Genomic DNA, 22,241 nt, shown 5'->3' with positions numbered 1-22,241 from the left:
AATACTATAAAATGTCAGAAATTTTCAAAATATTACAAAATCGAATTCTTGTGCTTGATGGCGCCATGGGTACCATGTTGCAACGCTATAAATTTGATGAAGCAGATTATCGCGGAGATCGATTTAAAGATTTTCCATATCCCTTAAAAGGAAATAACGATTTACTGTCCTTAACCCAACCGCAGGCTATTGCTGAAGTACATAGAAAGTATTTTGAAGCTGGAGCTGATATTGTGGAAACGAATACCTTCTCTGGAACTTCTATAGGGATGGCTGATTACCATATGGAAGATTTGGTTTATGAGTTGAATTATGAATCTGCAAAAATAGCTAAACTAGTTGCTGAAGAATTTACAAATACTAACCCAACCAAACCACGTTTTGTTGCTGGAAGTATTGGGCCGACCAATCGTACGGCGAGTTTATCACCTGATGTTAACCGTCCAGAGTATAGGGCCATTACATTTGAAGAACTACGTATTGCCTATAAAGAGCAAGTGGAAGCTTTGATTGATGGTGGTGTTGATATGCTTTTGGTGGAAACCATATTTGATACACTCAATGCCAAAGCGGCTTTATTTGCCATTGAAGAAGTCAAAGAGACACGCCAGATAGATATACCAGTAATGGTTTCAGGTACCATTACGGATGCTTCAGGGAGAACATTGTCAGGACAAACGGTAGAAGCATTCATGGCGTCTGTTTCTCATATCCCGTTATTAAGTATTGGGTTTAATTGTGCTTTGGGAGCTGAACAATTGAAGCCCTATTTACAACGATTAGCCCAAAAAACAGAATTTTTTACTTCGGCACATCCTAATGCAGGCTTACCGAATGCCTTTGGGGAATATGATCAAACACCCAAAGAAATGCAAGCACTCATCAGAGATTATTTGGATCATGAGCTAGTCAACATTATTGGTGGTTGCTGTGGTACCACACCTGAACATATTAAAGCCATTGCTGAAGTGGCTGAAGAATATAGACCTAGACCCTTAAAAACTGCCGCCAATGTCTAATTGTAACTATTTAACATTATCAGGTTTAGAACCATTGGTTGTCACGCCTGAAAGTAATTTTATTAATGTTGGGGAACGTACCAATGTTACAGGTTCCAGAAAATTTTTACGATTGATTCAGGAAGAAAATTTTTCTGAAGCTTTGGAAATTGCTCGGCATCAAGTTGAAGGTGGTGCGCAGATTTTGGATGTGAACATGGATGAAGGTATGCTCGATGGTGTGCAAGCCATGACAACCTTTCTTAATTTGATTGCTTCAGAGCCCGATATTGCAAGAATTCCCATTATGATTGACAGTTCCAAATGGGAAATTATTGAAGCGGGTTTAAGAGTGGTGCAGGGGAAATGTGTCGTGAACTCTATAAGCTTAAAAGAAGGTGAAGCTGAATTTACACGTCAGGCTAAATTGATAAAACGTTATGGAGCTGCTGTAATTGTCATGGCTTTTGACGAGCAAGGACAGGCGGACAACTATGAGCGACGAATTGAGATTTGTAAACGTTCCTATGACATATTAGTTGATATTGTTCACTTTTCACCAGAAGATATCATTTTTGATCCCAATATTTTTCCGGTTGCGACTGGGATGGATGAACACCGAAAAAATGCAGTAGATTTCTTCAAAGCAACACAGTGGATTCGAGAAAATTTACCATGTGTGAATGTATCAGGTGGTGTGAGTAACGTATCCTTTTCATTCCGTGGAAACGATACAGTGAGAGAAGCCATGCATTCAGCATTTCTTTACCATGCCATTAAACATGGCATGACTATGGGAATTGTGAATCCGGCTATGCTGGAAGTTTATGATGAAATACCAAGAGATTTACTCGAGCACGTCGAAGATGTTCTACTTGATCGTCGTGATGACGCCACTGAACGTTTATTAGAGTTTGCCGAAAAAGTAAAAGGACAGAAAAAGGATGATAATACCAAAGTTCAAGAGTGGCGACAAGAGCCTCTTCAAGAACGAATTACCCATGCCTTGGTAAAAGGTATTGATGCTTTCATTGTTGATGATGTAGAAGAGGCACGACAATCCGTAGAACGACCTATTGAAGTTATAGAAGGCCATTTAATGAAAGGTATGAATGTCGTTGGCGATTTATTTGGAAGCGGAAAAATGTTCTTACCGCAAGTTGTAAAATCGGCACGCGTGATGAAAAAGGCTGTAGCATATTTACAACCGTTTATAGAAAAAGACAAAGATTCCACCGCAAAAAGTGCCGGTCGTATATTGCTTGCAACGGTTAAGGGTGATGTACATGATATTGGTAAAAATATTGTGAGTGTGGTTCTGGGTTGTAATAACTATGATATTATTGACCTAGGCGTCATGGTGCCACCTGAAAAAATTATACAAACAGCTATTGAAGAGAATGTGGATGTCATTGGATTAAGTGGATTAATCACACCATCTTTAGATGAAATGGTTTATGTTTCGAAAGCCATGGAAGAAAAAGGTTTTCATATTCCATTAATGATTGGAGGGGCTACAACTTCAAGGGCACATTCGGCTGTAAAAATTGCGCCCAATTATTCCAATACGGTGGTGCATGTCAATGATGCTTCTCGCGCAGTAACGGTTGTTGGAAATTTGCTACAAAAGGATAACCGTGTTTATAAGGAACAAATTCAAGAAGAATACGAAAATTTCCGTGAACAATTCCTGGGACGAAGTAAGCAAAAGGAATATGTGACTTTAGAAGAAGCCCGAAAGAGAAAATTCCAAATTAATTGGGAAAGTGCTGACATTATTAAGCCAAATCAACTCGGTATTCAGGTTTTAGAGGATTTTAATATATCAATTTTGGAGGGCTATATTGATTGGACTCCGTTTTTTAGAAGTTGGGATTTACATGGAAAATATCCTGAAATTTTAACTGATCAGATAGTTGGTAAACAAGCTTCAGAATTATTCAACGATGCTCAAATACTACTTCAAAAAATATTCAAAGAAAAACTCTTGAAAGCCAAAGCCATTTTTGGTTTGTTTCCGGCAAACACCGTAAATGATGATGACATTGAAATTGATAATCAATTTAAGTTTTTAACGCTGCGCCAACAACTCAAAAAACGAGATGGAATTCCTAATTACGCTTTAGCCGATTTTATTGCGCCCAAAGAATCTGGTAAAACAGATTATATGGGTTGCTTTTGTGTCACTACTGGTTTCGGTACCGATGAAATAGCTAAAGACTTTGAAGCGAATCATGATGATTATAACGCCATCATGATTAAAGCTTTGGCTGATCGATTGGCTGAAGCTTTTGCTGAATACTTGCATGAACAGGTTCGTAAGAAGTTTTGGGGTTATGCTGCTGAAGAAAATTTAAATAATGACCAATTAATTTCGGAACATTACAAGGGTATTCGTCCAGCGCCCGGTTATCCTGCCTGTCCAGATCATCTGGAGAAGAAAACCATTTGGGATATTTTAAATGTTGAAGAAGCCATAGGTGTGAAACTCACAGAGAGTTTAGCCATGTGGCCTGCTGCTAGTGTTAGTGGTTATTATTTTGGCAACAAAGAGGCCAAATATTTTGGTTTGGGTAAGATTACCAACGACCAATTGGAGGATTATGCCAAACGGAGACAATTAAGTAAAGAAGACGCTGAAAAATGGTTGAGTCCAAACTTGGTAGAATAACTGTCATTCCTGCGTAGGCTGGAATCTATTGAAAGCATAAATATTAAATAAAAAGACACCTGCTTTTGCAGGCATGAGTATGAAAGTAACAGAACACCTTAAGAATGCCAACGGGAAAACGCAGTTTTCCTTTGAAATTTTACCACCATTAAAAGGGCAGCACATACAGTCCATTTTTGATAATATCGACCCCTTGATGGAGTTTAAACCACCATTCATTGATGTAACTTACCATCGAGAAGAGTATGTGTATAAAGAATTGGAGGATGGCTTATTAAAAAAGCAGGTCGTAAAAAAACGTCCAGGGACTGTTGGGATTTGTGCGGCCATTCAAAACAAATATGGTGTTGATGCTATCCCACATATTTTATGTGGTGGATTTACGAAGGAGGATACGGAGAATTTTTTAATTGATTTAGATTTTTTGGGCATTAATAATGTCATGGCTTTACGAGGTGATGCCGTAAAAACAGAAACCTATTTTAGACCCGAAAAAGAGGGTCATGCTTATGCCAGTGAATTAGTACACCAAATTCAGGAATTGAATCAAGGAAATTATTTGGATGATGATTTACAGAATTCGTCCAAAACAAACTTTTGCGTTGGTGTGGCTGCATACCCAGAAAAGCATGCTGAAGCACCTAGTTTGGAAAGTGATATTCACTTTTTAAAAAAGAAAATCAAAAAAGGGGCTGAATATATTGTGACACAAATGTTTTTTGATAATGATAAGTACTTCAAATTCGTTGAAAAATGTCGAAGCGAAGGTATTACAGTTCCTATTATTCCAGGTTTAAAACCCATTGCAACTAAAAAACAATTGAACTTAATTCCGCATCGGTTTCATGTAGACTTGCCTGAAGCTTTAATTTTGGAGATTATAAAGTGTCAAGACAATACCCAAGTCGCTCAAGTGGGCATGGAATGGTGTATTCAACAATCTAAAGAACTTCAAAAAGCAGGTATCCCGGTATTGCATTATTACTCAATGGGTAAGAGTGATAATATTAAATCTATTGCTAAAGCCGTGTTTTAATAAAAGCGTGATGCTTTATAAAAATAGTTTTATAAAGTGTACTTTTGCGGAAAATATGTCAGGTAATGAAAACGTCTAAATTAGCCGAAGGGTTAAAAGGTTCAGAAATTATAAAAATTGCGGGAGAAGTTAATGCTCTCAAAGAACAAGGGGTAGTGGTTTATAACCAAACTATTGGTGATTTTGATCCTAATATTTTTCCTATTCCTAATGCCCTTAAGGAAGAGATTATTAAAGCTTATGGTAACAATCACACAAATTATCCTGCTGCTAATGGTATGGAATCGCTGCGTGTGAGTGTTGCTAATTATTTATCTGAAAATCTCAAGTTAGATTATTCAAAAGACGAAATTTTAGTATCTGGTGGCGCAAGACCTTTAATTTATGCCATTTACCAGACGATACTAGATATTAACGATACCGTTTTGTACCCAGTGCCATCATGGAACAATGATGCTTATACATATTTGTCAAGAAACAATGCGGTGGTTGTTGAAACAAAAGCGGAAAATAAATTCATGCCAACAGTTGCTGATATTGAACCTCATATTGAGTCAGTGAATTTAATAGCATTGTGTTCACCGTTAAACCCAACAGGGACCACATTTAATAAGGATACACTGTTTGAAATATCTGAACTGGTTGTCAAGGAAAACAAACGCAGAACGGTAAATGATGAAAAACCATTATATGTGTTATACGATCAAATTTATTGGCAATTAACCTATGGAGAGACCGTTCACTATAATCCAGTAGAGCTGGTTTCAGAAATGAGAGCCTATACTATTTTTGTTGATGGAATCTCTAAAGCCTTCGCAGCGACTGGTGTTCGTGTAGGCTGGGCTTTTGGACCAAGTCATGTTATCAATAAAATGAAAGCCATGTTAAGCCACATCGGTGCTTGGTCACCTAAAGCAGAACAATTGGCAACAGCAACCTATCTGAATCAAGATGCTGAAGTCTCTGATTATCTTTCAAACATTAAATCGGAATTAAATGATCGTTTAGTGTCATTTTATAAAGGGTTTAGTGCGTTGCAGGACAAAGGATTTCCAGTAAAAGCCATAGAACCCGAAGCCGCTTTGTATTTGACTGTTCAGTTTGATTTGATTGGTAAAACAACTCAAGATGGGAGTCAATTGCATACTATTCAAGAAGTAACCAGTTATTTATTAAATGAAGCCAAGTTAGCAATCGTTCCCTTTTATGCCTTTGGGGCATCGACAGATTCTAATTGGTTCAGATTATCAGTTGGAACAGCAAGAACAGAAGATATTGAAACCATTTTTGAATTGCTGGAAGCTGCTTTGTTGAAATTAAGCTAATGACTGTTTAAGAATTTACATACATTTACGCCACAACTTTGTTCATGAGGCCTTATTTAGCGTTTTTTCTTTTCGGTTTTGGTTTATTGAGTTTTTCTCAAGAAAAACAAACCAATTCTTACTTCGATATTAACTACTTTAAGGGAAATATCGCGCTTCATAACAACGATATCCTTCATTTAATCAAAGGACATCCTGAAGGTTTTATTTTAAGCTGGAATAAAAAGACCTTTGGTAATCAAGATTGGGAACAACGTTATGGTTATCCTGATTATGGCGTATCATTTGCCTATCAAAATTTGAAGAATGACGTGTTAGGAAATAACTACTCATTGTATGCCCATTACAATTTTTATTTCTTGAAGCGTAACCTGATGTTACGAATTGGTCAAGGGCTGGCTTATACTACCAATCCTTATGATAAGGTTGATAATCACAAAAATATAGCATTTGGATCACGATTATTAAGTAGCACCTATTTGATGCTTAATTATAAAAAGGAGCGCATTTTTGATAGGTTTGGATTACAGGCAGGTGTGAGTTTAATTCACTATAGCAATGCCAATGTTAAGGCACCAAATACCAGTGTAAATTCCATAACCTTTAATGTGGGTGTGACCTATAATTTGGATGAAGAAGATGCTGAATACATTAAAACCATCACCAAAGAAAAATTTACAGAGCGTATAAAGTATAATTTGGTATTCAGAAGTGGCGTGAATGAAAGTGATGTTGTAGGTAGTGGTCAGTTTCCATTTTATATTGTGTCGGCCTATGCTGATAAGCGATTGGGTCACAAAAGTGCGGTGCAATTAGGTGTCGATGCTTTTTTCTCGAAGTTTTTGGATGAATTAATATATTACCAATCGGTCGCGTTTCCAGAAGAGAATGTGTCTGGTGATGAAGATTATAAGCGTGTAGGTTTGTTTGCAGGGCATGAATTATTTATCAATAAAATGTCGGTGGTTACCCAATTGGGATATTATGTGTATTACCCGTTTGATTTTGAAGGTAGAACCTATATTCGGGTTGGTCTGAAACGTTATTTTGGTGATAAATGGTTTGGAGCTTTGACTTTAAAATCTCATGGCGCTAAAGCCGAAGCCGTTGAATTTGGTGCTGGAATTCGATTATAAAAGTCTGTCATTCCTGCGAAGGCAGGAATCTATTATGAAGAAAATTATATACATATTAATTATAGTTTTTATTGCATCTTGTAGCAAGGAGAATGCCAATGACTGCATTCAAAATGCCGGGACTATCATTCAGCAGGAGGTTGCGGTTTCAGATTTTGACAAGATTTTGGTTAATCGCGATGTGGAATTAATTTTGAAGGAAGCTTCCGACTATCAAGTTATTATTGAAACTGGTGAATACTTGTTGAATGATGTGGAAGCTCGCGTTGTGGATAATGAATTACAATTAATAGACAATAATACCTGTAATTATGTGCGTGAATATGGTATAACGAAAGTTTATGTTTCGGCACCCAATATTAGAACTATTAGAACGTCTTCACAATATTCCGTAAAATCAGATGGTGTTTTAAATTACCAAACATTGAACCTGCTTTCGGAAGATTTTAATGCTACTGGTACCTTTACGGTTGGGGATTTTAATTTACAGTTAAATACCAACAATTTGCGAATCGTATCGAATAATATTTCTTCTTTTTATATCTCTGGTGAAACCAATAATCTCACAGTTGAATTCTATTCCGGAGCCGGACGATTTGAAGGCGCTCATTTGGTTGCTCAAGATGTAGAAATATACCATCGAGGCAGTAATGATATGATTGTGAACCCACAACAATCCTTGAGTGGCGAATTGGTTGGAACAGGCGATTTGATTTCGGTAAATAGACCACCAACAGTAGAGGTGGAGCAATTATATACTGGAAGGCTTATTTTTAATTAGCTGTCAACTCCCAAAACAGACTTTCCAAACTAGCATTTTTTTGATTCAGCTGCAGAATTTTTAATTGATTGTCATGGGCGAAATCAAACACATGCGAACGCATATCATCAGTTGTTGAAAAGGTGATTTCATACACGAAGTCGTGGGTATTTTCAACCTGTTTCACCTTCGGAAGTTTTAATAAAAAGGCGTCCTCCACACGATAATCAAATTCAACTATCACCACTTGTTCCTTATCATCTCTTAATTCCTTAAGGGTTTTGTTGGCTACAATTTCACCTTTATTGATGATGATAACACGGTCGCACATAGCTTCCACCTCTTGCATGATATGAGTTGATAAGAAGACCGTTTTTTCTTTACCAATAGACTTGATTAAGTTGCGTATATCCACCAATTGATTGGGGTCCAAACCCGTTGTGGGTTCATCAAGAATGAGCACATCAGGATTGTGTAACATGGCATTGGCAAGCCCAACACGCTGTCTATAGCCTTTAGATAGTTGCCCTATTTTTTTATGTGCTTCCGGCGTTAATCCCGTCAATTCAATGACTTCATCTATGCGTGTTTTTTTAACCCCATAAACTTGGGCATTGAACGCTAAATACTCTTTGACATATTGTTCCAGATACAACGGATTGTGTTCAGGCAAATAACCAACGCTTTGTTGTACTTGTTTTTTTTGAGCCGTAATATCAAAATCATTGACTTTGGCTTGACCCTCCGATGGTTCAATGTAGGTTGTCAAGATTTTCATCATCGTTGACTTACCAGCACCATTAGGACCTAAAAACCCGACAATTTCAGGTTTGTTGACCTTAAAGGAAATATTGTTTAGAGCTTTTTGTTCGCCATAAAGTTTGCTAATGTTTTCAACAGATATTGACATAGGTGTGAATTGTTTCTCAAAAATAGGATTTAATTCGATAAAAAAAGAATTCCGTTGAAATTGTCATTCCCGTGAAGACGGGAATCCAAAATAATAGAATTTCTTTTTTAGAGCACTCCCTTTAGAAATTCTATTATTGCCTTGTACTACGAAAACGATATAATTTTAAAAGATTTTAAAAATGATTTTGTTTTTTCATTTTATTGGTTACTTTAGCTATTCAGATTATGAAAACAAGCACAAATTTTACATACTATAGCGGTTATTATTTCTTTTTTAACAGAAGAAACGAGACGTTATAGGTGTATTTTGAATAAACTATAAATATAAGTCTCGATGGAAATCGGGACTTTTTTTTTACATGATAAAATCGGTTGCCATACAAGGTATAAAAGGATCATTCCATCATATCGTTTCCAATCAATATTTTGGAAAGGAAGTTACCATACAAGAATGTTTGACTTTTGATAGTGCGGTTCAAAGTTTGTTAACTGATGAAACTGATGCTGTGGTTATGGCTTTGGAAAATTCAATAGCGGGCTCAATTATTCCTAACTATGCATTGATTGATACTCATAATTTGCATATTGTTGGTGAGCATTATTTGGATATTCAGCACTGTTTAATGGCATTGCCAAATCAGTCTTTACAAGAAATTGAGGAAGTTCGTTCACACCCAATGGCACTGCTACAGTGTAAGGATTTTTTTAAGTCCTACCCGCACATGAAACTTGTAGAAGATACTGATACAGCCGAAGTAGCTAAACGGATTGCAGATACTGAAGTCAAAAAAATAGCTGCTATTGGTAGCCAATTAGCTTCCGAACTATATGGTTTAGAGATAGTAGCCAAAAGTATTCAGACTATTAAACATAACGAAACGCGATTTGTTATAGTGAAAAGGGAAAATCATGAAGTTGCTGAAAATCTTATAAACAAAGCATCACTAAAATTCGAGTTGGAACATAAGCGAGGGAGTTTGGCAGCTATGTTGAATGTGATGAGTGATTGTCATTTGAATTTAACCAAAATACAATCCATGCCTAAAATTGAAACACCTTGGAAATACGCTTTTTTTATTGATGTTACTTTTGATGATTATAAACATTTTAAAAAAGCCAAGTCCATAATGGCCATAATGACAGAACATTTTAAGGTATTGGGAGAATATATAAATGCGAAACCATGATTGAATTTGCAAATAGACTGGAATCAGTAGAGGAATACTATTTCTCAAGGAAGTTGCGCGAGGTCAATTTTTTAAAGGCAAACGGTAAGCCAATCATTAACTTGGGTATTGGTAGTCCGGATTTGCAGCCACCTCAAAAAGTCATTTCGGCTTTGGTTGAAGGTTTGAATGATGAACAGGCGCATAGATATCAAAGTTATCAAGGATTACCAGATCTGCGCGAGGCTATTGTGGCATTTTATCGTGATATGTTTGATGTGTATATGAGTCCTTCAACGGAAGTATTGCCACTTATGGGAAGCAAAGAAGGGATTATGCATATCTCAATGGCTTTTTTAAATGAAGGTGATGGCGTGCTTATTCCAAATCCGGGTTATCCAACCTATACATCGGTTACTAAATTGGTTGGTGCCAAACCCATTTTTTATGAATTGGATGCATCAAATAATTGGTTACCAGATTTGGATGCTCTGGAAGAACAAGATTTGTCAAACGTCAAACTAATGTGGATTAGCTATCCGCATATGCCAACAGGAGCAAAGGCCAGTGAAGCTTTTTTTACACGATTGGTGGCTTTTGCAAAAAGGCATCAAATTTTAATTGTCAATGACAATCCGTATAGTTTTATCTTGAATGATTCACCAAAAAGTTTGTTTAGTGTTTCGGGAGCCAAAGATGTTGGTCTGGAGTTAAACTCATTAAGTAAAACCTTTAATATGGCTGGATGGCGCGTGGGAATGGTCTTGGGGAAATCCGAGTTCATTAATGCCATTTTAAAAGTTAAAAGCAATATGGATTCTGGGATGTTTTATGGTATTCAAAAAGGTGCTATTGAGGCTTTAAAGTGTACTAAATTATGGTATGTCAGTCTCAACAATGTCTATGAACAACGACGTGAAATTGTTTGGAAAATAGCCGAAGCACTCAACTGTACTTATGACAAAAATAGTTCTGGTATGTTTGTTTGGGCAAAATTACCAGCTTATGTGAAATCCGAAGAATTTATTGATGTGTTACTCAAGGACAAAAACATATTTGTTGCGCCAGGTACCATCTTCGGTCCAAAAGGCGAAGGGTATATTCGTTTTTCACTGTGTGCCACAACGGATGATTTAGAAGAAGCATTAGCCAGAATATAAGAAAAGTATGAAGAATATTTATATCATAGGAGTTGGTTTAATTGGTGGTAGTATTGCCAAAGATGTTAAAAAGCTCAATCCAGAAATTACCATTAATGGAATTGATAGTAATAATAGTCATCTGGAAGAAGCTTTGGAACTTGGAATCATTGACAAGAAAGCGGTGTTTAGCGATTTAAAAAAGGCCGACATCGTTATTGTGTCAATTCCAGTAGATGCTACGGTTGAAATGCTTCCCAAAATTTTAGATGCTGTTTCTGATGATGCCTTGGTCATGGAGTCTGGTTCAACAAAGTCAGCCATTTGTAATAGTGTTGCTAACCACCCCAAACGCCGAAATTTTTTAGCAACCCATCCCATTGCTGGAACGGAATTTTCAGGGCCAAAAGCTGCCATGGAAGGTCTATTTCAGGGAAAAACCAACATTATCTGCGAAGTTGAAAAAACGGCATTCAAGTTACAGGAACGTGCATTGGCGATATTTAAAATTATGGGTATGCGTATTCGTTATATGAACCCTGAAGCTCATGACAAGCATATTGCGTATGTGTCGCATCTGTCGCATATCAGTTCATTTATGCTTGGAAAAACAGTCATCGAAAAGGAAAAAAACGAACGGGATATTTTTGATTTGGCAGGCAGTGGTTTCGCGTCAACAGTTCGATTGGCAAAAAGTTCACCCGACATGTGGACCCCAATATTTAGGCAAAATAAAACCAATGTTATTGAAACCCTGGAAGAGTATATTCAAAATTTGACAGCTTTTAAAGATTTTATGAAGCATGATGATTTTGATGAAATCTACAATGAGATGAGAAATACCAATCATATTAAGGATATATTAAACGGAATAAAATAAAGGAGAAGACTATGGAAAACAAAAAGGAATTAAGGTCTTGGTTAGATGCATTTGGGTTGAATCATCCATTGGTCATAGCAGGTCCCTGTAGCGCAGAGACCGAAGAGCAAGTGTTAAAAATAGCGCATCAATTAAAAGATAGTGATGCTACGGTTTTACGAGCCGGTATCTGGAAACCCAGAACACGTCCGGGAAATTTTGAGGGTGTAGGTGCATTGGGACTTAAATGGTTGCAAAAAGCAAAAGAAGAAACGGGTATGCTCATTACCACGGAAGTGGCCAATGCGAATCATGTCGATTTGGCATTACAACATGATGTGGATATTCTATGGATAGGAGCCAGAACAACTGTGAGTCCATTTATAGTCCAAGAAATTGCTGAAGCCCTAAAGGGAACGGATAAAACGGTATTGGTCAAGAATCCGGTTAATCCAGATTTGGCCTTGTGGCTGGGAGCTGTTGAACGGTTTTATACAGCCAATGTAAAAAAATTAGGAGTTATTCATAGAGGGTTTTCAACCTACGAAAAAACCCGATATAGAAATAACCCAGAATGGCAATTACCTATTGATTTACAAAATCGTTTCCCAGATTTACCCCTTATTTTGGATCCTTCGCATATAGCTGGACGACGCGATATCATTTTTGATTTATGTCAAACGGCTCTAGATTTAAATTATGATGGTTTAATGGTAGAAACGCATTTTGATCCTGATAATGCTTGGAGTGATGTAGCACAGCAAATCACACCGAGTACGCTGATTGAATTTATGAACAATTTGAAAATCAGAAAGGAAACCGGTGAAGCGGCTGAATTCAAAAATAAGATAAACACACTTCGAACACAGATAGATGTTATAGATCATCAACTCATTGAGATACTAGGCAAACGTATGAAGGTGGCCGATGACATTGGTTCGCTTAAAAAAGCTCATAATGTGGCTGTATTACAGACCAAGCGTTGGAATGAAATTTTAGGTAAAATGATATTGCAGGGTGAAGAAAAGAATTTGAGTGAAGAATTTATATTAAGAGTTTTTAAAGCGGTTCACCAAGAATCTATCAATCATCAGGAGAAGATTATCAATGCTAATTAGAATTTTAGCATCTTTGTAGTGATGACAGGAACTGTTTATAAATCTACTGGAAGTTGGTACACCGTAAAAACAACATTGGGTGCAAGTTATCAATGCCGAATTAAAGGTAAGTTTAGACTCAAAGGTATAAAAAGCACCAATCCTATTGCAGTTGGTGATGTTGTAGATTTTGAACTGGAAACCAAAAATGATGAAGTTACGGGTGTGATTGAATCCATTCACGATCGTGAAAACTACATCGTTAGAAAATCGGTAAACCTATCGAAACAAACACATATCATTGCTGCCAATATTGATCAGGTTTTTTTATTAATTACCATTGACAATCCACCCACATTTACCAGTTTTATTGATCGTTTTTTGGTCACAGCTCAAGCTTATGACGTCAAAACAGTTTTACTGTTTAATAAAGTTGATTCCTATTACGGTGATACCTTGGATGAGGTAAAATATTTGGCTCATGTTTATAGAAAGATCGGATATGAGTGTATTGGTATTTCTGCCAAAACCGGAAAAAATATCGATAAGGTTAAAGCCTTAATGGTAGACAAGGTGAGTATGTTTGCCGGACATTCCGGTGTCGGTAAATCGACTCTAGTCAATGTTATTGAACCAACGTTGGATTTAAAAACTAAAGAAATCTCAAATCAGCATATGCAAGGTCAACATACTACAACGTTTGCCGAAATGTTTGATTTAAGTTTCGGAGCCAAGATAATTGATACACCAGGCATAAAAGGCTTTGGAGTCGTGGATATGGATCGAGAAGAAGTTGGAGATTATTTTCCTGAATTTTTTGTGCTAAAACAGGACTGTAAGTTTAACAATTGCATTCATATTGATGAACCAAAATGTGCTGTAAAAGATGCTCTTGAAAGTGGTGAGATTGCGTATTCGCGTTATCGCAGTTATATTCAAATACTCGAAGGTGAAGATGAAAACTATCGAACAGATAATTGGGATAATGAATCATTATGAAAGTAGTTATACAACGAGTATCACAGGCTAGTGTAACAGTTAACAAAGAAAGAATAGCCAATATTCAAAACGGACTTTTGATATTGCTTGGTATTGTTGATGATGATACATTGGAAGATATTCAATGGATATCCAATAAGATTATTAATATGCGTATTTTTCCTGACGCTAATGGTGTTATGAATAGATCAATTCTAGATGTAAATGGTGATATCATTGTGGTTAGTCAGTTTACATTACATGCCAGCACAAAAAAGGGAAACAGACCCAGCTACATCAAAGCTGCAAAACCTGAATTGGCTATTCCATTGTATGAGATTTTTATTAAACAACTAGAAACTGATTTTGGTAAAAAGGTGCAATCTGGTGAATTTGGTGCCGATATGAAAGTGGCATTGTTGAATGATGGACCGGTCACGATTATTATAGATAGTAAAGATAAAGTTTAGTACAATTTTTTTGGCGTTCGACCCTAATCTTATGTAATTAATTCTATTTTTATGGAATAAATTCCAATAATGACCTCTAAATTTTCAATTCAATTCATTTTATTTTGTTTGCCTTTTATTTTGTTCTCTCAAGAAGAGGGTGTCTTTAATGCTTACAATATACCTTTAGATCTAAAAAATAAGGCTAATGCAGTAATTAGGTATAATAGTGAAAAACTAGAAATAGAAGATTACAATAATGTCTATTACTCTAATCGTAGAATAGTTACTGTTTTAAATGAATACGGAGATGCCTATGTTGGTGCTCATATGGGATATGATGAGAATCGTGTTATAAAAAATATGGAATGTAGGATTTATGATGCCAACGGAAATCAAATAAAAAAAATTAGAGAAAAAGACTTTAACGATGTCAGTGCCGTAGATGGAGGCACTTTGTATTCTGATAAAAGAAGAAAATACCTCAATTACACCCCTATAAGCTACCCTTATACAGTAGATTTTGAGGTGGAAGTGCAATTCAAATCAACTGCTTTTTTACCAAATTGGATGCCCATTGAAGGGTATTATGTTAGTACTCAAGAATCGCATTATGAAGTTATTAACTCCTCTGGAATTGATTTGAAAATTAAAACCTCAAATTTTGAAGGTTACAATATTGAAAAAAAAGGAGACTCTTTTTTTAAAGCGTCTCGTTTAAATTCACTCAAACCAGAAGCCTATGGGCCATCATTCAGAACTTTTGCACCTCATTTACGATTAGCGCTAACAGAATTTGATATGGAAGGTGTAAATGGATATAATAATAGTTGGGAAGATTTTGGTTTATGGGTAAATGATGAGTTACTGTCAAATACCCAAGAATTGCCTCAAAGCATAAAAGATGAAATTCAAGCATTGACTGCAAATGCTGAAACAGAAATGGAAAAAGCCAAAATTGTTTATGAATATATGCAGAATAAAACACGATATATTAGTGTTCAGGTGGGTATTGGCGGATGGAAACCTATGTATGCTTCAGATGTTGATAGGTTGGGATATGGAGATTGTAAGGCACTTACAAATTATACTAAATCCTTGCTAAAAGAAGTAGGAATTGAATCATATTATACAATAATTTATGGTAGCAGAAATATAACTAATATTGACAAAGAGTTTTCTGCAACCGAAGGTAATCATGCCATTTTGTATATGCCAATTGAAGGGAATGAAATATGGTTAGAGTGTACGAGCCAAACAAATCCATTTGGTCATATCGCTAATTTCACTGATGATAGGGATGCCCTTATAATAACACCTGAAGGGGGTAAGGTTGTTCATACAAGAGTCTATGAAGCAAGTGAGAATCTACTAAAAACTGATGCGAAAATTATTTTAGATGATGCAGGAAATATATCTGCTATTGTTAAAATGCTATCAGGCGGCACTCAATATGATACCCACGAAAATGTTCTTTCAAAAACAGAAAAGTATCAAGATTTACATTATAAAGAGTATTGGAGTTATATTAATGGTTTGTCAATAACAGATATTGAAATAATTAATGATAAAACCAAAGTTGAATTATCAGAAGAGATTAATGTTACGGCATCAAACTATGCTTCAAAATCAGGAAACAGATTACTGTTGCAGCCAAATGTGTTTAATAGGGTTTTAGAAGCTCCTCCTAGATACAAAAATAGAAGGTTGCCCATTGAAATTGATAGGGGGTTTTTGGATGTTGACGAATTTGAAATAATTATTCCAGATGCTTTTGAAGTAGAAACCCTCCAAGATGATATTAACATAAAAAACAAATTTGGTGAATATGGATATTCAGTTAAGTTGTCAGAGCCAAATAAATTGATATTTAAAAGAAAATTTCTTCTTAATAAAGGAACATTTGAAAAAGAACTATATCAAGATTTTAGAAAATTTTGGCTTGATATTATCAAATATGATAAATCCAGAATTGCATTAGTTAAAAAGGATTAAAATGAGGTATTTTATAAGAGTTTTGGTTTTATTTATAAGTGTTACTGTATATTCTCAAGACTTTAGATTTGGGAAAGTAAGTGAGGATGAGCTTTTGGAAAAGCAAAACCCAAAGGATTCTTTAGCACATGCAACTATATTATATCAAAATCAAGAGATAAGTTATCGTTACAGTCAACAAGATGGGTTTTCTAAAATTAATTACATACATAAAAGAATTAAAATATATGATAAAGAGGGTTATGATTGGGCAACTCATAAAGTAAAGTTGTATGATAAATCTGCTGCAAATAGTGAAAATTTAAAAGGTCTAAAAGCATATACTTATTATTTGGAAAATGGTGAAATAGAAAAGACTAAACTAAAGAATGAAAGTATTTTTGATGAAAAAATTAATGAATTTTGGGCTGAAAAAAAGTTTACAATGCCTAACATTAATGATGGTGTCATAATTGAGTTTGAATATGAAATACATTCACCTTACATATCAATTCATGATATCGTTCTACAGGAGGTAATTCCTATCAAAAAATTGAATTTAGAAGTTAGAATACCTGAATATTTTAATTTTAATAAGACAATTAATCCGAAGTCAATATACTATCCAAAGATTCAGGAAACAGAGCATGAAAGAGTAGAGAATGCTTTTTATAAAAGAAACACGGGTCAAATTAATCAACAATTCAAAACAGAAACTGCAACTTGGAGGTTTAAGGAGCGTTTATATGTAGTAAATGAAGATAATGTTCCCGCTATGGTCAGTGAGCCTTTTGTGGATAACTTGAGAAACTACCAAGCAAAAATATCATGGGAGTATGCCTATTTTAAGGGACCTGATGGCGAGTATAAGAGTTATTCTACTACATGGGATAAAGTTGTAGAAACCATTTATAATAGTGATAACTTTGGAAGTCAACTTGCTAAATCATCTTACTTCAAAGAAGAGCTAAACTCTATATTGAATGGCGTAGATGACAAAATACAAAAAGCTGCCTTGGTTTTTGATTATGTAAAGTCTAAAGTTAAATGGGATGGCTTTGTTTCCATTTATACTAATGATGGAGTTAGAGATGCCTTTAAAACAGGTGATGGCAATGTGGCAGAAATAAACCTCATGTTAACGGCAATGCTAAGATATGCTGGGTTGAAAGCAAACCCTGTTTTAGTCAGTACCAGAGATAACGGTATTCCTTTTCTTCCGACAAGAGAAGGATTTAATTATGTAATTTCTGCCATTGAATTTCAAGATTCTTTTATTTTGTTGGATGCTACACATCCTTATTCTACTGCTAATGTTTTGCCTGATCATGTTATTAATTGGCAGGGAAGAATTATTAAAGAAAACGGTAATTCATCATGGATTAGCTTAAATAGCAATGTTTTATCCAAGGAAACAGTTTCCTTAAACATAAAAGTAAATAATGATTTGTCTATTGATGGTAAGGTAAGAAATCATTTAACAAATCATCTAGCATTGGAGTTTAGAGAAAAGTATAATAACTTAAATTTAGAATTACATACTCAAATTATTGAAGAAGGTAAAGGAGAAATTGAAATAGCTGATTTGGAGATAAATGGTAGTGAATTATTAAGTGAGCCAATCATGTATTCTTATGACTATCATATTGAGAATATGGTTGAAGAGATTGGAGAAAAACTTTATATAACACCAATGCTATTTCTTGCACCAAAAGAAAACCCCTTTAAAATAGATTCTAGAAACTATCCTATTGATTTAATTTATCCAAGTTCAGAAAAGTATGTTATTAACTTGATTTTACCTGACGGGTATGTGGTTGAAACTTTACCTAGCAATTTGGGTATTCTCTATAATAAAGGAGAAACAGAGTTTACCTACGCGGCAAAAGCGAATGGAAATTTGCTTCAATTTACTATAACTTTAGATAAGAATAGGACTTTAATTCTTCCGAAGAACTATGAAGAGTTTAAAAGATTTTTTAAACTGGTTATTGAAAAAGAAACTGAAAAAGTTGTATTAAAGAGAGTGTAGTAGGAATTTAAATATTTTTGATACAAATTATTAAAATGACAATTCTAAACTAACATAAGAATAATGATAGAAAAAATAAGAATGAAACACACACTAACCATCCTTTTATTAATTACAATCAACTGGGGTTTTTCTCAAAATTTTAAGTTTGGAAAAGTCAGTAAAGAAGAACTTTTGGAGAAAACGCACCCAAGGGATTCATCTGCTCATGCTGCGGTGCTTTATAAAAGTCAGAAAGTTTATTATAATTACAAGCAGGGAGAAGGACTCATACAGGTTAATGAAATTATAGAACGGATAAAGATATATGATAAAGAAGGATATAAATATGCTACCAAGCAAGTAAGATTATATGATGAATCTTCGACAAATAAGCAGGAGTTAAAGGGCTTAATGGGATATACCTATTATTTGGAAGGTGGGAAAGTTGAAAAAGATAAATTAAAAAATGAAAATATTTTTGATGAAAAAGTCAATGATTATTGGACACTTAAAAAATTTACAATGCCTACTATTAATGATGGAGTTGTAATAGAGTATGAATATAGAATTGAGTCCCCCTTTATCAGGATAGATGATATAGAATTACAAGAAAACATTCCAATAAATAAACTGGATATTCAAGTTAAAATACCTGAATATTTTAATTTCAATAAACTTTTAAATCCAAAATCTTCGTTTTACCCTGAAGTTACTGAAAATATACAGGAAAGAATTGAATCTATTTATTCTAGACAAACAGGACTATCACAAAACAATACAAGTTTAGTATCCGCTACAGGAACAACTGAATTGCGTTTCAATGAGAGCATCACTGAAGTAAATGAAATAAACATTCCAGCTCTGCAAGTGGAGCCTTTAGTGGACAACATAGATAATTATAGAGCAAAATTAGTATGGGAATGTACATTTATAAAATTCCCAAATAGTAATATCGAGTATTTTTCTACAACATGGGAAGATGTTGTTAAAAGAATTTATGAAAGTGAAAGTTTTGGAGGACAGCTTCAAAAAACCAATTATTTTGAGGAGGATATAGATAACTTAATTCAGGGTGTTGAAGAACCCTTTGAGAAAGCAAGCTTGATTTATAATTTTATAAAAACTAAAGTTAGATGGAATGGCTTTGTTGGTTACAGTACTTTAGAAGGAGTGAAAAAAGCTTATAGAGAAAAAGCGGGTAATGTGGCAGATATTAATTTGATGTTGGTTTCCATGCTACGACATGTAGGATTGAATGCTAACCCAGTATTAATTAGTACACGAAGTAACGGTATTCCTATTGTTGCAACCCAAAATGGATTTAATTACGTTGTGGCAGCTATTGAAATCCAAGATGGAATCATTCTGTTAGATGCAACTGAAATTAATGCTGCACCAAACATTATTCCTAAACGAGCTCTTAATTGGCAGGGCCGCATAGTAAGAGAGCATGGTAGTTCTACTTGGGTTAATTTACTTCCATTTACAAACTCCAAGGAGGTTATCTCAATTAATGCTAACTTAAACAATGATTTATCAGTTGATGGTAAGGTGAGAGCATTGCATTCAGATTATTTGGCCTATAATTTCAGGGATGAATTTAATGGGTTGAGTAGTGAATCACATATCGCACTTTTGGAAAAGGACAAAGGAGATATTGAAATTTCAAATTTAGAAGTCAATAATCAAAAAGAATTAGAAAAGCCAATAACCTATTCCTATGACTATCATTTAGAAAATGAAATAGAAGAGATAGGTGATAAGCTATATTTTTCACCCCTGTTATTTTTAGCACCAAAAGAGAATGTTTTTAAACAAGATAAAAGACTATATCCCATTGATTTCATGTTCCCTATTACGGAAAAGTACACAATAAATATTATGTTGCCAGAGGGATATTCAGTTGAAAGTATTCCTGAAAACTCAAAAATAGAGTTTAATGGCAATGAAGGAATGTTTTCCTATTTGGCAAGGCAAAATGGCAGTATGTTGCAGTTTACTATAAGTTTAGATTTAAACAAATCATTGATATCACCCAATGAATACAAACAGTTTAAGAAATTTTTCGACCTTATGATAGAAAAGGAAACTGAAAAAGTGGTGTTAAAAAAAGTTTAGCATGGATTTACAAAACGCACAGAAAATAGTTGACAATTGGATACAAGAACATGGTGTTCGTTATTTCAATGAACTGACTAATATGGCGCAACTTACAGAGGAAGTCGGTGAAGTAGCACGTATTATTGCAAGGCGTTATGGAGAGCAAAGTGAAAAGGAAAGTGATAAGGATAAGGACCTTGGCGAAGAATTAGCTGATGTTGTTTTTGTTGTATTGTGTTTGGCCAATCAGACAGGTATTGATCTGCAAGCGGCTTTTGACAAAAAGATGGCAAAAAAAACCAAACGTGATCACGATAGACATCATAATAATGATAAGCTAAAAAAATAATGGATATTACACTCCATCAATCGGCATTATCAAATCAATCATCTCCAATTGTCATTACAGGTTCTAAAAGCGAATCTAATAGATTGCTGTTACTACAGGCACTTTATCCAAACCTGCAAATTACCAATCTATCCAATTCTGATGATTCAATGGTGATGCAAAAAGCAGTTCAAAATGAACTCGAGATTGTAGATGTTCATCATGCCGGAACAGCCATGCGCTTTCTTACAGCGTATTTTGCTGTTCAAAAAGGAAAGGAAATTATCCTAACGGGATCTTCAAGAATGCTGGAACGACCCATAGAGATTTTAGTAGATGCTTTAAAGGATTTAGGAGCCGATATTGATTATTTGGGAGATAAGGGATATCCGCCATTGAGAATCAAAGGAAAAATACTTTCAAAATCTGAAGTGGTTTTAAAAGCAGATGTCAGCAGCCAATATATATCGGCATTGTTGCTTATTGCCCCGAAACTACAAAATGGCTTAAAATTGATTTTGGAAGGTAACATCACTTCCAAGCCCTACATAAACATGACATTGAGTTTATTAAATCAAGTAGGAATTGAAACCAGTTTTGAAGGACAGGTTATTCAAGTAGGGCATCAAGATAAAATACTCAATCAAACTATTGTGGTGGAGAGCGATTGGTCTTCGGCTTCATATTTTTATAGTTTAGTGGCGTTAAGTCCTATAGGTACAAAGGTTACGCTAGCCTCATTTAATGAACAAAGTATTCAAGGTGATGCTATTTTAAAGGAAATCTATAAGGATTTTGGGGTAACTTCAATTTTTAAGAATGGAAGTTTGACTCTGCAAAAAAGTAAAGAACCTTTAAAAACGCATTTCGAGTGTCATTTGGTAAGCGCACCTGATATTGCGCAAACCTTAGCCGTTACTTGTTTTGGACTTGGATTGTCTTGTGAGCTTACAGGATTGCATACCCTTAAAATAAAGGAGACAGATAGATTACAGGCTCTCAAAACCGAACTCGAAAAGTTAGGAGGCACTGTCCATATTACTCATGATAGTTTAAATTTAGAAGCCAGTAATACTATAACCAGAGGTGTTTCTATAGACACCTACAATGACCATAGAATGGCCATGGCCTTTGCGCCACTTTGTCTCAAAACAAACATCGTGATTAACGATTTTGAAGTGGTTTCCAAATCATACCCAGGTTTTTGGGATGATCTAAAAGCTCTTGGAATCAAAGTATCTCAATAATAATTCGTTAAATACTTGACAACCCCTACTTTCAGGTTGTATATTTGCACCC

18 protein-coding genes are annotated in these 22,241 nt (G+C 35.1%); 17 read left to right on the top strand and 1 reads right to left on the bottom strand.

Annotated features, from left to right (window positions below; genetic code table 11):
* Positions 1–11: 11 nt before the first annotated feature.
* The 6 genes from ACKXGU_RS06195 to ACKXGU_RS06170 all read left to right on the top strand — a co-directional run bounded on the left by ACKXGU_RS06195 (position 12) and on the right by ACKXGU_RS06170 (position 7,947).
* Positions 12–1,019, top strand: coding sequence for a homocysteine S-methyltransferase family protein (locus ACKXGU_RS06195; RefSeq protein ID WP_463467185.1), 1,008 nt, complete (start codon positions 12–14; stop codon positions 1,017–1,019).
* Positions 1,012–3,669 (top strand): methionine synthase, encoded by a 2,658-nt coding sequence (metH, locus tag ACKXGU_RS06190; RefSeq protein WP_463467184.1) that lies wholly within the window; start codon positions 1,012–1,014, stop codon positions 3,667–3,669. Before ACKXGU_RS06195 ends, metH begins: the two co-directional genes overlap by 8 nt.
* A 79-nt stretch (positions 3,670–3,748) precedes the next feature.
* Complete coding sequence (gene metF / locus ACKXGU_RS06185) at positions 3,749–4,705, top strand: methylenetetrahydrofolate reductase [NAD(P)H] (protein ID WP_463467183.1); 957 nt, start codon at positions 3,749–3,751, stop codon at positions 4,703–4,705.
* Positions 4,706–4,770: 65 nt separating this feature from the next.
* A complete protein-coding gene (locus ACKXGU_RS06180) occupies positions 4,771–6,030 on the top strand; it encodes a pyridoxal phosphate-dependent aminotransferase (RefSeq protein ID WP_463467182.1) in 1,260 nt (419 codons plus the stop codon).
* A 44-nt stretch (positions 6,031–6,074) separates the two neighbouring features.
* On the top strand, positions 6,075–7,166 hold the full coding sequence (locus ACKXGU_RS06175) for an acyloxyacyl hydrolase (protein ID WP_463467181.1): 1,092 nt from the start codon (positions 6,075–6,077) through the stop codon (positions 7,164–7,166).
* A gap of 34 nt (positions 7,167–7,200) precedes the next feature.
* A complete protein-coding gene (locus tag ACKXGU_RS06170; RefSeq protein ID WP_463467180.1) occupies positions 7,201–7,947 on the top strand; it encodes a head GIN domain-containing protein in 747 nt (248 codons plus the stop codon).
* On the opposite strand, the gene gldA is transcribed toward ACKXGU_RS06170, so the two are convergent.
* Complete coding sequence (gldA, locus tag ACKXGU_RS06165; protein WP_463467179.1) at positions 7,940–8,836, bottom strand: gliding motility-associated ABC transporter ATP-binding subunit GldA; 897 nt, start codon at positions 8,834–8,836, stop codon at positions 7,940–7,942. The two genes, ACKXGU_RS06170 and gldA, sit on opposite strands and share 8 nt — an antisense overlap.
* Before the next feature lie 361 nt (positions 8,837–9,197).
* On the opposite strand from gldA, the gene ACKXGU_RS06160 reads away from it, so the two are divergent.
* The 11 genes from ACKXGU_RS06160 (at position 9,198) to ACKXGU_RS06110 (ending at position 22,189) form a co-directional block, all read left to right on the top strand.
* Complete coding sequence (locus tag ACKXGU_RS06160) at positions 9,198–10,025, top strand: prephenate dehydratase (RefSeq protein WP_463467178.1); 828 nt, start codon at positions 9,198–9,200, stop codon at positions 10,023–10,025.
* A complete protein-coding gene (locus tag ACKXGU_RS06155) occupies positions 10,022–11,164 on the top strand; it encodes a pyridoxal phosphate-dependent aminotransferase (RefSeq protein WP_463467177.1) in 1,143 nt (380 codons plus the stop codon). The genes ACKXGU_RS06160 and ACKXGU_RS06155 overlap by 4 nt, the downstream gene beginning before the upstream one ends.
* A 7-nt stretch (positions 11,165–11,171) precedes the next feature.
* Complete coding sequence (locus tag ACKXGU_RS06150; protein ID WP_463467176.1) at positions 11,172–12,023, top strand: prephenate dehydrogenase; 852 nt, start codon at positions 11,172–11,174, stop codon at positions 12,021–12,023.
* Positions 12,024–12,034: 11 nt separating this feature from the next.
* On the top strand, positions 12,035–13,120 hold the full coding sequence (locus tag ACKXGU_RS06145) for a chorismate mutase (RefSeq protein ID WP_463467175.1): 1,086 nt from the start codon (positions 12,035–12,037) through the stop codon (positions 13,118–13,120).
* 21 nt (positions 13,121–13,141) lie between these two features.
* Positions 13,142–14,098, top strand: a complete 957-nt coding sequence (gene rsgA, locus ACKXGU_RS06140; RefSeq protein ID WP_463467407.1) for a ribosome small subunit-dependent GTPase A — start codon at positions 13,142–13,144, stop codon at positions 14,096–14,098.
* Positions 14,095–14,547, top strand: coding sequence for a D-aminoacyl-tRNA deacylase (gene dtd, locus ACKXGU_RS06135; RefSeq protein ID WP_463467174.1), 453 nt, complete (start codon positions 14,095–14,097; stop codon positions 14,545–14,547). The genes rsgA and dtd overlap by 4 nt, the downstream gene beginning before the upstream one ends.
* Before the next feature lie 69 nt (positions 14,548–14,616).
* Complete coding sequence (locus ACKXGU_RS06130) at positions 14,617–16,521, top strand: DUF3857 domain-containing protein (RefSeq protein WP_463467173.1); 1,905 nt, start codon at positions 14,617–14,619, stop codon at positions 16,519–16,521.
* Between the two features lies 1 nt (position 16,522).
* Positions 16,523–18,532, top strand: a complete 2,010-nt coding sequence (locus tag ACKXGU_RS06125; RefSeq protein ID WP_463467172.1) for a DUF3857 domain-containing protein — start codon at positions 16,523–16,525, stop codon at positions 18,530–18,532.
* An 81-nt stretch (positions 18,533–18,613) separates the two neighbouring features.
* A complete protein-coding gene (locus ACKXGU_RS06120) occupies positions 18,614–20,632 on the top strand; it encodes a DUF3858 domain-containing protein (protein WP_463467171.1) in 2,019 nt (672 codons plus the stop codon).
* Position 20,633: 1 nt separating this feature from the next.
* Positions 20,634–20,963, top strand: a complete 330-nt coding sequence (locus ACKXGU_RS06115; RefSeq protein WP_463467170.1) for a nucleotide pyrophosphohydrolase — start codon at positions 20,634–20,636, stop codon at positions 20,961–20,963.
* Positions 20,963–22,189: a 3-phosphoshikimate 1-carboxyvinyltransferase gene (locus ACKXGU_RS06110; RefSeq protein WP_463467169.1), complete on the top strand. Its 1,227-nt coding sequence runs from the start codon at positions 20,963–20,965 to the stop codon at positions 22,187–22,189. The genes ACKXGU_RS06115 and ACKXGU_RS06110 overlap by 1 nt, the downstream gene beginning before the upstream one ends.
* Positions 22,190–22,241 lie beyond the last annotated feature (52 nt).

Source organism: Hanstruepera sp. CR43, assembly GCF_055227665.1.
The sequence above is the reverse complement of the archived record's forward strand: the minus strand, read 5'-3'. Positions and strand labels throughout refer to the sequence as shown.